This is a genomic window from Streptomyces sp. 796.1 (genome assembly GCF_047525675.1).
In the GTDB taxonomy this organism is placed as follows: domain Bacteria; phylum Actinomycetota; class Actinomycetes; order Streptomycetales; family Streptomycetaceae; genus Streptomyces.
In genome coordinates, this window is sequence record NZ_JBLIWA010000043.1 from 30,776 (window position 1) to 43,220 (window position 12,445).

General features: G+C 74.0%; 10 protein-coding genes and 1 pseudogene. 4 read left to right on the forward strand and 7 right to left on the reverse strand.

The window, feature by feature from the left end; translation table 11 throughout:
• A pseudogene (locus ACMA1D_RS25750) lies at positions 1-1,011 on the forward strand (bifunctional glutamine-synthetase adenylyltransferase/deadenyltransferase); the annotation flags it as partial.
• A 43-nt stretch (positions 1,012-1,054) separates the two neighbouring features.
• Here the strand turns inward: ACMA1D_RS25750 and ACMA1D_RS25755 are convergent.
• Together ACMA1D_RS25755 and ACMA1D_RS25760 are read right to left on the reverse strand one after the other, a co-directional pair.
• The gene (locus ACMA1D_RS25755; RefSeq protein ID WP_414726386.1) at positions 1,055-2,164 is read right to left on the reverse strand and encodes a phosphatase PAP2 family protein; all 1,110 of its coding nucleotides are present in this window, start codon (positions 2,162-2,164) and stop codon (positions 1,055-1,057) included.
• A gap of 128 nt (positions 2,165-2,292) precedes the next feature.
• Positions 2,293-3,369, reverse strand: a complete 1,077-nt coding sequence (locus ACMA1D_RS25760) for a LacI family DNA-binding transcriptional regulator (protein WP_414726387.1) — start codon at positions 3,367-3,369, stop codon at positions 2,293-2,295.
• 1,047 nt (positions 3,370-4,416) lie between these two features.
• On the opposite strand from ACMA1D_RS25760, the gene ACMA1D_RS25765 reads away from it, so the two are divergent.
• Positions 4,417-6,237: an alpha-amylase family glycosyl hydrolase gene (locus ACMA1D_RS25765; RefSeq protein WP_414726388.1), complete on the forward strand. Its 1,821-nt coding sequence runs from the start codon at positions 4,417-4,419 to the stop codon at positions 6,235-6,237.
• Between the two features lie 116 nt (positions 6,238-6,353).
• Here ACMA1D_RS25765 and ACMA1D_RS25770 read toward each other — a convergent pair whose 3' ends face one another.
• From ACMA1D_RS25770 to ACMA1D_RS25780, 3 genes are all read right to left on the reverse strand, one after another.
• A complete protein-coding gene (locus tag ACMA1D_RS25770) occupies positions 6,354-7,130 on the reverse strand; it encodes a hypothetical protein (RefSeq protein WP_414726389.1) in 777 nt (258 codons plus the stop codon).
• 415 nt (positions 7,131-7,545) lie between these two features.
• Positions 7,546-7,758 (reverse strand): type II toxin-antitoxin system VapB family antitoxin, encoded by a 213-nt coding sequence (locus tag ACMA1D_RS25775; RefSeq protein ID WP_414726390.1) that lies wholly within the window; start codon positions 7,756-7,758, stop codon positions 7,546-7,548.
• Between the two features lie 425 nt (positions 7,759-8,183).
• The gene (locus tag ACMA1D_RS25780; RefSeq protein ID WP_358671213.1) at positions 8,184-8,879 is read right to left on the reverse strand and encodes a flavin reductase family protein; all 696 of its coding nucleotides are present in this window, start codon (positions 8,877-8,879) and stop codon (positions 8,184-8,186) included.
• A 56-nt stretch (positions 8,880-8,935) separates the two neighbouring features.
• Here ACMA1D_RS25780 and ACMA1D_RS25785 point away from each other — a divergent pair, with 56 nt between their 5' ends.
• Both ACMA1D_RS25785 and ACMA1D_RS25790 read left to right on the forward strand, forming a co-directional pair.
• Positions 8,936-9,664: an ArsR/SmtB family transcription factor gene (locus ACMA1D_RS25785; RefSeq protein WP_414726391.1), complete on the forward strand. Its 729-nt coding sequence runs from the start codon at positions 8,936-8,938 to the stop codon at positions 9,662-9,664.
• Positions 9,665-9,773: 109 nt separating this feature from the next.
• Positions 9,774-10,280: a recombinase family protein gene (locus tag ACMA1D_RS25790; protein WP_414726392.1), complete on the forward strand. Its 507-nt coding sequence runs from the start codon at positions 9,774-9,776 to the stop codon at positions 10,278-10,280.
• Between the two features lie 78 nt (positions 10,281-10,358).
• Here the strand turns inward: ACMA1D_RS25790 and ACMA1D_RS25795 are convergent, their stop codons facing one another.
• Together ACMA1D_RS25795 and ACMA1D_RS25800 are read right to left on the reverse strand one after the other, a co-directional pair.
• A complete protein-coding gene (locus tag ACMA1D_RS25795; RefSeq protein ID WP_414726393.1) occupies positions 10,359-11,390 on the reverse strand; it encodes a DUF4253 domain-containing protein in 1,032 nt (343 codons plus the stop codon).
• A 159-nt stretch (positions 11,391-11,549) separates the two neighbouring features.
• Complete coding sequence (locus ACMA1D_RS25800) at positions 11,550-12,287, reverse strand: TetR/AcrR family transcriptional regulator (protein ID WP_414726394.1); 738 nt, start codon at positions 12,285-12,287, stop codon at positions 11,550-11,552.
• Positions 12,288-12,445 lie beyond the last annotated feature (158 nt).

Consider the following 12,445-nt stretch of genomic DNA (forward strand, 5'->3'; position numbering starts at 1 on the left):
CCCCCCGGCGGCGCCCCACCGGCCGGTTTGGACGCCGGCTCCGCGGCCGACGCGGTCGGCTCCGCGCTCTCCGACATCAACGCGGCCACCCTCGCCGGTGCGCTGCGCGCCGCCGTCCGCGACACCTGGGGCGACACCCTGCCCACCCGGTTCGCGGTGATCGGCATGGGCCGCTTCGGCGGCCACGAACTGGGCTACGGCTCCGACGCCGACGTGCTCTTCGTCCACGAGCCGCGCCCGGGCGTCGACGAGCAGGAGGCCGCGCGGGCGGCGTTCGCCGTCGCCAACGAGATGCGCCGGCTGCTCCAACTCCCCACCACCGACCCGCCGTTGCTGATCGACGCCGACCTGCGCCCGGAGGGCAAGTCCGGCCCGCTGGTGCGCACCCTGGCCTCGTACGCCGCCTACTACCGGCGCTGGGCCAAGGTGTGGGAGAGCCAGGCGCTGCTGCGGGCCGAGCCGGTGGCCGGCGACGCCGACCTGGGGGAGCGCTTCATCGAGCTCATCGACCCGCTGCGGTACCCGGTGGACGGCATCGGCGAGGACGCCGTACGCGAGATCCGCCGGCTCAAGGCGCGGATGGAGTCCGAACGGTTGCCCCGCGGCGCCGACCCCACCACGCACACCAAGCTCGGCCGCGGCGGCCTCTCCGACGTCGAGTGGACGGTGCAACTGCTGCAACTGCGGCACGGCTGGTCCGAGCCGGGGCTGCGCACCACCCGCACCCGGGTCGCGCTGGCCGCCGCGCACGCCGCCGGGCTGCTGGACACCGACGACGCACAGACCTTGGACGAGGCGTGGGTGTTGGCCACCCGGGTGCGCAACGCGGTGATGCTGGTCCGCGGCCGACCCGGCGACACCTTCCCGGCCGACGGCCGCGAGCTGGCCGCCGTCGGCCGCTACCTGGGCTACGAGCCGGGCCACGTCGGCGAAATGGTCGACGACTACCGCCGCACCACGCGCCGCGCCCGCGCGGTGATGGAGCGGCTGTTCTACGACTACGCGGGGTGAGCCGGGGCGCGGACCCCGGGGCGGGCCGCGCGCGGGGACCTGGTCAGGAGGTGTGCGGCGGGCCGTCGCCGTCGTCGGCCGGCACCGGGGCGCCCGCGGTGGCCGCCGTGCCGGGCGCGGTCGAGGTCGGTCCCGGGTCGGCTGCGGGAGCGGGCCGGGGCGCCTGAGCCGCGTCGCCCCCTGGCGGAGCCGCCGGCGGGACGAGCGGAGAGCCGGGCTCGGGCTTGGGAGGGTCAGCCGGGCCCGGAGCTGGGGCCGGGGTCGCGGCGGGGGCTGTGGCGGCCGGGGCCGAGGTCGGGCGCGGGTCCGTACCCGCTTCCGTGCCCGCCGCCGTCGGGGCGCCGTGCCGGGTCGCGGTGCGCGCGCCCGCGTGCGCGATGTGCTGCGGCAGCCGGTACGGCGACGACGCGTACCAGGCGGCGGTGACGGCGAAGCCGAAGGCCAGGCAGATCAGGCCGCCGACGGCGTCCAGCCAGAAGTGGTTGGCGGTGGCGACGATCACCACCAGGGTCGCCACCGGGTAGAGCACGCCCAGTGCCTTGACCCAGCGCGGCCCGGCCAGCGCGGCGATCGTGATGCCGCACCAGGTCGACCAGCCGATGTGCATGGACGGCATGGCCGCGTACTGGTTGGAGACCTCCGACAGGTTCCCGGAGGCCAGCGAGCCCCAGGTGTGGTGGACGATGACGGTGTCGATGAAGTCCATGTCCGGCATCAGCCGGGGCGGGGCCAGCGGGAAGAAGTAGAAGCCGACCAGGGCCACCGCGGTGGTCGCGAAGAGCACCAGCCGCACCGCCGCGTACCGGCCCGGGTGCCAGCGGTAGAGCCACACCAGCACGCCGATGGTCACCACGAAGTGCAGCGTGGCGTAGTAGTAGTTCATCCCCACGATCAGCCAGGTCACCGAGTTGACGCCGTGGTTGACGCCGCGCTCGATGGCCAGCCCGATGTGCTGTTCGGCGTCCCAGATCCAGTCGGCGTTGCGCAGCGCGGTGGCCTGCTGGGTGGGGACGGCGTTGCGGATGAGCGAGTACGTCCAGTAGCTGACGGCGATCAGCAGGATCTCGAACCACAGGCGTGGCCTGCGCGGCGCCCGCAGCCTGGCCAGCCGGGTGGGGGCGGCCGGCGGGCGGGGCTCCGCGCGCTCCTCCATGGGTGGCGGGAGAGCTGCCGTCCGGTCGTCCGGGGTCCTCAGAATCGCTTCACCCATAGACACCCAGTCTGCCAGACGTCGCCCGCCCGCCAGGCCCCGCGTCGGTCGGATCTGCGCCGCTCAGGGCGCTAGCGGAGCGGTTCGGCAGGGGCGCGCGGGCCGGCTGGGGCCGGCGCCGTCGATCCCCGTACGACCAACTCCGGGAGGAAGACGAACTCGCTGTGCAGCGGGGTGCCGGCGGCGTCGGGCGGCTGGGTGGGGTGTCCGCCGCCGATCTCCTCCAGGAGGGCCCGCACCGCGGCCTGCCCCATGGCCCGTACCGGTTTGCGGACCGTGGTCAGTGGCGGGTCGGTGAAGGCGATCAGGGGCGAGTCGTCGAAGCCGACGACCGACACCTCCTGCGGCACCCGCAGCCCGCGTTCCCTGGCCGCCCGCACCGTGCCGAGCGCCATCATGTCGCTGGCGCACACCACCGCCGTCACGCCCCGGTCGAGCAGCGTGCCGCCGGCGGCCCGGCCGCCCTCCAGGGTGTACAGCGAGTGTTCGACGAGCTCCGCGCACTCCTCGGCGGTCAGCCCGAGCCGCTGCCGCATGCCGCGCTGGAACCCCTCGATCTTGCGCTGGACCGGTACGAACCGGCGCGGGCCGAGCGCCAGCCCGATCCGTCGGTGCCCGAGCGCCGCCAGATGGGTGATGGCCAACTCCATCGCGGCCCGGTCGTCGGGGGAGATGAACGGCGCCCGCACCGCCGGCGCGTACCCGTCCACCAGCACCAGCGGCAGGCCCCGGGCCCGCAGCCTGGCGTAGCGGCGCATGTCGGCGGTGGTGTCCGCGTGCAGCCCCGACACCACGATCAGGCCGGCCACGCCGCGGTCGAGCAGCATCTCGGTCAGCTCGTCCTCGGTGGGGCCGCCGGCCGTCTGGGTGGCCAGTACCGGCGTGTAGCCCTGGCGGGTGAGGGCCTGCCCGATGACCTGGGTGAGCGCGGGGAAGATCGGGTTCTCCAGCTCGGGAGTGATCAGCCCGACGAGCCCGGCGTTGCGCCGGCGCAGCCGCGGCGGGCGCTCGTAGCCGAGCACGTCGAGGGCGGCGAGCACACTGGCCCGGGTGGCCTCGGCCACGCCGGGCTTCTCGTTGAGCACCCGGCTCACGGTGGCCTCGCTGACCCCCGCCTGGGCTGCGATGTCAGCGAGCCGTGCGGTCATGACCTGGGACTGTACCGGTCGGCGGAGGCCCGGCGCAGCACGGTCCCGGTCGCTGCGGGCGCCCGCGGGGCTCCCGCTCCCAGATGGCTTTTCTGCAAGAACTTGCATCATCGCCCACGGCTGGCGCGGCCCGGCGCGGGTGTCGCGATGCCCCGCTCACCTGCCTGTCAAGGGCGTGCTGGAGCTGTCGGATGGGCGCATGGGGGCGGCCCTTCACGGGTGCGATGGAAAAATCCCGCAAGCTCTTTCCGTCGTCTTGCGGCCCTGTTACGTTCCTCGCCAGTCCGGTGCCAGGAGTGGGGCCGCCGTCCCCTCCCGCCCGCACCGCCGGTACGGGGCCGGGCCGGCCGGGCGGGCGCGTGCGGGTCCGACCGGGTGCGGCTGCGGCCCGGCGGCGCGGGCGGCAGGCACACCGAGAGGAACGAGACCGCCGCGCGGCAGCGTCGCCGCCCGGCCCCCGGCGCCGGCGGCCGTGACCGCCCCGTACCCACCCGCTCGACCCCCGACCGGCGATTCCCTACCCGACCACGACCCGAGAGACGACCCACCGGGCGCCGCGGGGCCACGGCGCCCGCCCGCGGACCCGCGCGGCCCCCGCCCACCGGCGGCCCACCGGGAACCGGCCCACCCGCGCAGGTTCACCCGACCAGGGCCCACGGGACCGGCCCACCCGTAACCGGTCCACGGGCCCCGCCACCCGGGCCCCGCCACCCCGGCTCTGCTCCGGGGCCCTACCGCCGGGGCCTTCCGGTCGGGGCCCGGCCCGCGGGGCAGGCCCGGCCGGAAGCCCACGCGCCGGGCGCCGGTCCTTCCGGAACCGGGCCACCCGGGCAGAGCCGGCCGGGCCCGATCCGTTGCGCCGGTCCACCCACAGCCGGCCCACCCCCCATCGCCTCACCCCCATCGCCCCATCCACGCACCGACCACCCCAGCCCGGCCGCAAGCGGCGTGCGACCCGCGCCGCTGGCCGCCGGGCAGCCCCGCGGCCAGCCACCGGCCCCAGCGGCCGGGCCGCGCCGCCCCGTACCCGAACACTCCAGGGATGACATGACCGAGCACCTCGCCGCCCCTCCCGGTACGGCACCCACCGACCTGCCCGCCGCATCCGACCTGCCTGCCGGAGCCGACCCGAGCGCCGGAGCCGACCGGCCCGCGGGAGCCGCCCAGGACGCCGGGCCCGACCAGGACACCCGGCCGGCCCAGCGCACCGACTCCGCACCGAAGGCCGCCAGCCGGTCCGCGGCGACCGGCGGGCGGCACCGCGACTGGTGGCGCGACGCCGTCATCTACCAGGTCTATCCGCGCAGCTTCGCCGACGCCGACGGCGACGGCATGGGCGACCTGGAGGGCGTCCGCCGCCGGCTGCCGTACCTGCGGGACCTCGGCGTCGACGCCGTCTGGCTCAGCCCCTTCTACGCGTCGCCGCAGGCCGACGCCGGGTACGACGTCGCCGACTACCGGGCCATCGACCCCATGTTCGGCACCATCGCCGACGCCGAGGCCGTCATCGACCGCGCCCACGCCCTGGACCTGCGGGTGATCGTGGACCTGGTGCCCAACCACTGTTCCGACCAGCACGCCTGGTTCCGGCGGGCACTGCGGGAGGGGCCGGGGTCCGCGCTGCGCGACCGCTTCCACTTCCGGCCGGGCAAGGGCCCGGACGGCCAACTGCCGCCCAACGACTGGGAGTCCATCTTCGGCGGGCCCGCCTGGACGCGCACCACCGACCCGGACGGCAGCCCGGGTGACTGGTACCTGCACCTGTTCGCGCCGGAGCAGCCCGACTTCAACTGGGACCACCCGGCCGTGCACGACGAGTTCCGTTCGATCCTGCGGTTCTGGCTCGACCTGGGCATCGACGGCTTCCGCATCGACGTGGCGCACGGGCTGGTCAAGGCCGCCGGACTGCCGGACGTCGGCCACAGCGGCCAACTCAAGCTGCTCGGCAACGAGCCGCTGCCCTTCTTCGACCAGGACGGGGTGCACGCCGTCTACCGGAGTTGGCGCGCGGTCCTCGACGAGTACCCGGGCCAGCGCATCGGGGTCGCCGAGGCATGGACCCCGAGCGCCGAGCGCACCGCCCGCTACCTGCGCCCCGACGAGCTCCACCAGGCGTTCAACTTCCACTTCCTCGCCGCCGAGTGGGACGCCGCCGCGCTGCGCACCGTCATCGACGCCTCGCTGGACGCGATGCGCCCGGTCGGCGCCGCCACCACCTGGGTGCTCTCCAACCACGACGTCGTACGACACGCGACCCGCTACGCCGACCAGGACCCCGGGCAGGGCCTGCGGCGGGCCAGGGCCGCGACCCTGCTGATGCTGGCGCTGCCCGGCTCGGCCTACCTCTACCAGGGCGAGGAGCTCGGACTGCCCGAGGTCACCGACCTTCCCGACGAGGTGCGGCAGGACCCCTCGTTCCGGCGCGGCACCGGGCAGGACGGGCTGCGCGACGGCTGCCGGGTGCCGCTGCCCTGGTCGGGCGGGGCCCCGCCGTACGGCTTCGGGCCCGAGCCGGGCGGCCCGAGTTGGCTGCCGCAGCCGGCGGACTGGGCCGCGTTGAGCGTGGCCGCGCAGACCGGGGACCCGCTTTCGACGCTGGAGCTGTACCGGCGGGCGCTGACGGTACGGCGCGAGCAGCCGGCGCTGGGCGCGGGCGACGCGGTCCAGTGGCTACCGGCCCCCGACGGGGTGCTCTCCTTCCAGCGCACGGCGCCCCAGGGCAGCGTGCAGTGCACGGTCAACACCACCGCACGCCCCATTGCGCTGCCCGAGCCCGGCCCCGTCCTCGTCTCCAGCGCCGAACTCGCCCCCGCGGCGGGGGGCCTGCGCGAACTGCCCGCCGATACGGCGGTGTGGTGGGCGGTGTGAGCGCGGCGAGACGGTGAGGACGCCGGGCGCGGTGGCGCGGCCGGCGCGGCTGGCACCGGGCCGCGGCGGGACGGCGGCGGGACCGGGACCCGCCGCCCGACGGCCCCGCCCCACGCTCAACCGCGCAGCCGTACGCCGTACCGGGTGCGCAGCCGGCGGACCTCCCAGTGCGCGAGGGCCGTCACGGTGGCCGGGCCGCCGACGAGGAAGACGTACGCGATGACGGGCGGGCCGCCGGGCAGACCGCCGATGGCGGCGAGTTCCCAGACCAGGACGGAGGTCAGCAGCGCCGGGGCGGCGGGGTGGACGGCGGCCACGCCGAAGCCGGTACGGACGACGGTGGCCGAGGCGAACAGGAACAGGAAGACCGACCAGACGCAGACGGCGACGCTCGCGAGCACCAGCAACGTTCCCAAGGAACCGCCCACATGGGAGGGGTTGGCCAGGTCGAGACCGAAGAACAGGGCCGGCACCATCGCCAACGAGCCGAAGAAGAGGCCCAGTTGGCGCAGCGGGCCGCGGAGCGCGGCGCGCATGGCGGGGCGGCGGGCCGGCGGCGCACACCAGATGAGGACGCCGAGTACGACCGGCCCGCTGACGATGAGCAGCCAGGGCGTGAGCGCCAACGCGACCCAGTGGGCCGACAGTTCCTGGCCCACCTCTGCCATGTTGCCGAAGACCGCGAACACCGCGATCGAGCACCCGACCGCGGCCCACGTCCTGAGCCGCCTGAGCCGCGCCATGGTCGGGTCAAGGACGGGGACCGGGGCTGCGGTGCGGACGAAGACGCGCCACGCGGTGAGGCGGGCGCTGCGCGCGAGCGCGTACAGCACCAGGAACGGGGAGAGCAGGACCAGTACGGGAAGGAGGAAGACCAGCGCACCGGGCGGCACCCGGAGCAGCAGCCGGAAGACCGAGGGCCAACCGCGCGGGCGGGCCCCGGGGTCCGGGGCGCCTGGGGGCGGTGGCGTCGGTGCTGGTGCTGGTGCTGGTGGCGGTGATCCGGGCTGCGGTGGCAGCGGGCCGCCACCCGGTGGCGCGGGACGTGGTGGGCCGCCTCCCCAGCGGACGGTGGTCATCTCCGCACACCTCACCTTCTGGGCTCGCTGCACCTGCCGGACCTGGCACGCGCTCGGTGCCGACGCCCCGCCGCCGGCACGGGACCGGCCCCAGGACAAGACGCCCGCGCCGGGCCGGACGGTTGCCGTTGCCGGCGCGCCCCGCATCGCCCACCAGACCCGGCGCGCGGCCACCGCCGACACCACTGCCCACCACCCACCACCCAGCACGCGCAGGTGAGCGGCCCGATCAGCCCTGTGGTTCCTGCGGTTGCACCTCGGCGTCACGCAACGCCCGTTCCCTGGACTCGACGCGCGCCTCCGTGCGGTGCCCGCGCGCGATGTAGTCGCGCACCACCAACTCGACGGCGTCCTGCGGCGACCCGACCCCGGCCAACACCATCACCTCGACCACCAGCTCGGCGTCGAGACTGATGTTGATCTTGGCCTTGCTCTGGGCCATGGCCCGCCCCCTTCGTCGCGTGGCACCAGGCTCCCACCTCACGGGCCCGGTGGGTACGTACGGGACGGATGGACCACACGGGCGGGACGGCCGACGCCCGACCCCCTGCCCGCCCCTACATCGACGCCCGCACCCCCGCGCCGACGCCCGCCCCGCCGGCAAGGCGGCGGCGTCCCCGCGCCGGCTGACCCGCTACGAGTGACCCAGATCGTCCGTCAGGTGCTGGAGGAGGGCTGAGATATCACCCCGGAGGACCTGGCCCACACCTCGCCCTACCTGACCGAGCACATCAACCGGTTCGGCGAGTACTCCACGCACGAACTCGGCATCCAGCCCGACGCGTACGACCCCAAGCTTGACGTCGACTTCACTCCGCTGCGGGACCAGGGCCCTGCTGCCGTCGGCTTCGGCCAGGCCGCCTGATCTCAGTGGGGCGCTGTGTCGGCGAGTGCGGGCTCTGCGGCAGGCCCCTCGGAGCTGCGGGGTGTCTGGGTGCGGTAGGAGTGGCCGAGTTCCGAGCCGAGTCCGAAGTAGTGGCGGAAGTTGTAAATGAGGGGGCTCCATGCGGCGGGGTCGATGTGGTCGGTGCCCGGAACGACGATCCGGGAGTCGGCGTGTACTTTGCACACGGCTGCCTCGACGATGACGAAGTCCCCGGAGACGTCCGGCTGTACCCGTTCGGCACGGGCCTCCAGTTGAATCGGGCATCCGGCGACGCGAGGCGGCCGGACCCGATGGGAGGGCTCGCTGGTCATGCCTGCGGCGGCGAACTTGTCGGGCTCGAAGCGGCAGCCCTTGGGCTTGCTGGAGGGCACTGGATCCCGGCCGGTCAGTGGCGCCAGCCGCTCCACGGCCGGCCACTGGGCGGGGGCCGGCAGGTTGATGACCAGGTCGGGGCGGCTGCCGAGGTTGTACGCGGTCTGCCCCTCACGGCCCAGTCCGATCACAACCGTCTTCCCGAGGGCCCATGCGGATGATATCGGGGCAAGGTTGAACGAGCCGTCCTGATTCTCTGTCGACAGGAGCACCACTGGCGTCCCGAAGTACAGGATGCTCGGCTCGATCTCCAGGTGGGTGGCGACTGTCTGTGCGGGCAGGGTGCTGGGGGGTGCCGTGTTCATGGCCAGAAGCCTAGGATCCGGTTGTTTCGGCCAGGGCCGAAGTGTCATGGGGGACAATGGACCGCATGGACACGCAGCGTGCACATGTAGCCGGTCCCGACCTGGCTACCGTGGCAAAGCTTCTGGCCGATGGCACGCGGGCGGGTTTCTGTCTGGCCCTGCTCGACGGTCGGGCTTGGACAGCGACGGAATTGGCGCGCCACGTGGGGGTGGCGCCCTCGACCGCGACTGAGCACCTGCACGCGCTCGTCCGCGGAAACCTGCTGGCTGAGGAACGGCAGGGCCGCCACCGCTACGTGCGTCTGGCCGGTCCGCACGTAGCCGAGCTGATCGAGAGCCTCGCCTCCATGGCACCCCAGCGCACCCCGGCACCCCGCTCCCTGTCGGCGGCTGGCCGCCGTCAGGCCCTCGCCCACGCCCGTACCTGCTACGACCACCTCGCCGGGACCGTCGGAGTCGCCATCACCGATGCGATGCTCGACCGGAGGCTGCTGGACCTGGAGCGCGGACTCGGGCTCACCAGCGCCGGAGCGACCTGGCTCGAAGATCTCGGCATCACCGTCCCGACCGGCACGCGCCGACCATCGGTACGGTCATGCCTGGACTGGACCGAACGCCGCCCCCACCTGGCCGGCGCCGTCGGCGCCGCCCTGTGCCGTCACGCGTTCGACACGGGCTGGATCACTCCCATAGGTACCACGCGTGCCGTCGCTGTCACCCTCCTCGGCCGACAGGCACTCCGCCGCCATCTCGGCCTGTCCGAACTACTCCTTTCGCAGAAATGAGCAGTTCTGAGAGATCGCGGGCCCTCGCCCGTCTTGCCCTTGATCTTCGTTCTCACAACCTCTCGCAAAACAGCATTCGCACGATGCCCCTCGCGATGGGTTCTGCGACATGTCCCAGCTCGCCGAGCCGGCGATGGACTTCGCCCGCACCATCAAGAAGGCCGTCCCTCACCAGCGGGTGATCTTCACCGTGCACGAGATGAAGCGCCTCGGACGCGGCGCCGCCGAACTCCTGGCCATCGCCGAGGACCTGCGCCACCACGACATCGAACTCGAACTCCGCGCCGGCCCCCTCCGGGGCGGCTACGACCCGTCCGGACGCGGCGCCGCCCTGTTCGCGTTCTTCGCAGGCATGGCCGAGTCCGAGCGGGAGAACATCCGGGAGAAGTCCCTCGAAGGCCAGGCATCCGCCCGCGAACGCGGCCGACACGGCGGCAGGCCCAAGGTGGTCGACGACGACATGGCCGCCTACGCCCGGTCTTTGCGGACCAACGGCGGCCCCGTCCCGCAGATCGCCCAGAAGCTCGTCATCACCTCGGGCAAGAACAAGGGCGCACACCCGTCGGTCGCCACCGTCTACCGCATCCTCGCCGAGGAAGCCGACAGCACCAGGTGAGCCCGGACGCCCAGCAGGGCCTCAAGATCGACTCATTGCCCCTTTGGCCCGTATCTGGGTCACACCCCCGCTAGCCCCTCAGTCCCACCAGAACGACCAGTTGTGCTTGCCCACCAGGTGTTCCTCGGCGTACCTCGTCAGGGTCTCGCTGTCCTGCCAGATGTTGTCGGGGCAGAAGGCGAAGTGTTCGGCGGCGATGGGCAGCGCCTCCTCCAGCGTGCGCGGCGGGTGCGGCACCGAGACGTGCAGGACGTCGAACTCCAGCGCCACCACGCGTATCCCGAACCGCTCCTCCCAGGAGCGCAGCACGGCCGAGAACGGGGCCGCGTCCTCGTCGTAGTTGAGCGGGCCGAGCCAGCCGATCGCCGCCAGGATGTCCGCACTGCGCCCGGCCGGCACCAGGGCTATCCGGGGCGCGGTGAGGATGTCGTACTCCACCAGGGCCGCGGCCACCTCGGCCGCCCGCTCGTCCGGGTCGATCACGGCGGGGGAGGCCGGCGCGAGGCCGGGCCAGTCGGTGCCGTACGGCGCGAGCGTCACCGCGTCGTCGTCCTCGTCGGCCGCGGCCGACTGCGCCGCCGCCGTCCGGTCGGCGGCGCGGCCCGCGCGCCAGGACCCCTCGTCCTCGCCGTCGGCCAGCTCGTCCGCCGCGAGGCCCTCGGCGTCATCGCCAGGACCGGCCTGCGCCGCGCCGTCCGAACCGGCCGCCCGGGGCGCGGCGCCCGCCGGCTGCTCCGCGTCCTCCTCCACCGGGGCGGTGTTGTCCGCCCACCAGTCGGCCAGCAGCTCGGCGGCGTCGAACGCCGCGGGGCTGGTCGCCAGGTCGGGCCCGAGCTCCTCGTTCCACGGCTGGTCGCCGTCGCTCTCCCGCGCCCCGCCCAGCAGCACCGGGTGCAGCCCCGCCGCCTTCAGCGCGGGCAGCAGTTGCCGCCACGACTCCTCCGTGGCGGGCTCGGTGGCGCGCCACAGCAGCGGCTCGTGCCACGGGCCGTCCACCGTCAGTCGGTGCAGGGTCCCCGGCGGCAGGTCGAAATCGAGGCCCAGAGAACGGCCCGTCGGGTCGGACGCCAGGGTGTGGAGCGGGTTCGGAGGTGTTGCGTGCGTGGTCACGGAAGAGACGCTACCGCCGGTGTCTGACAACTCGGCGTCGAACAGGCATCCGGCGGTCAACGACACGGGGCGCAACCGCCAGTTCACCGCCCCGTCGCTCCCCGCTGGCCCCGCCGGGCCGGTCACGGGCCCCCGGTGCAGCCGCCCGCAGCCGTCCGGTCAGCCGGGCGGGATCAGCGTGATGAGATGGGCCACCAGATCGGCGAAGTGGCCGTCCGGTGGCTCCTGCTCCAGCATGCGGCGGACCAGTGCGGCCAGCTCCGCGTCGTGGACGGCGCTCACCGCGGCCAGCGCCGCGAAGTCGTACACGAGCTGGACTTCGAGTTCGGTCCGCGGCACCGCCTGCCCGTCGAGCCAGAGCAGGGCGGTCGTCTCGGCCAGCGACACCCACGACCTGACCACCAGCGACAGCCGCTCGGAGGGCCGCTCGACTTCGAGGTGCGTGAGGATCTGCTCGTACGCGGCCTGCCGTACGTCGTCGATGGTGGCCCGGGTGTTGCTGATCGCGGGCCCCTGATCGGTGCCGGTGGCGCCGGTGGTGCCCACGGCGGCGGCCGGGCCGCCGCGCATCAGGGCCGAGAAGCCGGGGCCGTGGTCCTCGACGAAGTCGAAGAAGCGCCCCATGACGCGCAACAGGCGTTCGGCCAGCGGCCCCTCGGGCGGCTCGACGAACCGGTCGCTCAACTCGTCGGCGGCGCGCCGCAACGCCGCCTCGTACAGGCTCTGCTTGCCGGGGAAGTAGTGGTACACCAGCGGCCGGGAGATGCCGGCGCGTTCGGCGATCTCGTCGATCGACACGTCTTCCGGGCGCCGGTGCGCGAACAGTTCGAGGGCGACCGTGATGAGCTGCTCACGTCGCTCCTCGACGCCCATTCTGCGCCGTACGCTGCCTGCCATGCGGCCATCCTAGTTGCCCGCCCCGGCCGGCCGGCGCACGGCCGAACACCGGCCCCGCACGCGTATCCGCAGGCCGCACGGGGTGCGGACCAGCCAGCCCGGAAGACCTCAACCTTCTTGCTGGGCCTGTGTGTTGAGTCAATCCTCGGGGGCGTGCG

Excerpts from the sequence above, each read along its gene's own strand:
- ACMA1D_RS25755 (WP_414726386.1), bottom strand. The coding sequence starts at position 2,164 with ATGGAGGAGCGCGCGGAGCCCCGCCCGCCGGCCGCCCCCACCCGGCTG.
- ACMA1D_RS25760 (WP_414726387.1), bottom strand. The coding sequence starts at position 3,369 with ATGACCGCACGGCTCGCTGACATCGCAGCCCAGGCGGGGGTCAGCGAG.
- ACMA1D_RS25765 (WP_414726388.1), top strand. The coding sequence starts at position 4,417 with ATGACCGAGCACCTCGCCGCCCCTCCCGGTACGGCACCCACCGACCTG.
- ACMA1D_RS25775 (WP_414726390.1), bottom strand. The coding sequence starts at position 7,758 with ATGGCCCAGAGCAAGGCCAAGATCAACATCAGTCTCGACGCCGAGCTG.
- ACMA1D_RS25780 (WP_358671213.1), bottom strand. The coding sequence starts at position 8,879 with ATGAACACGGCACCCCCCAGCACCCTGCCCGCACAGACAGTCGCCACC.
- ACMA1D_RS25785 (WP_414726391.1), top strand. The coding sequence starts at position 8,936 with ATGGACCGCATGGACACGCAGCGTGCACATGTAGCCGGTCCCGACCTG.
- ACMA1D_RS25790 (WP_414726392.1), top strand. The coding sequence starts at position 9,774 with ATGTCCCAGCTCGCCGAGCCGGCGATGGACTTCGCCCGCACCATCAAG.
- ACMA1D_RS25800 (WP_414726394.1), bottom strand. The coding sequence starts at position 12,287 with ATGGCAGGCAGCGTACGGCGCAGAATGGGCGTCGAGGAGCGACGTGAG.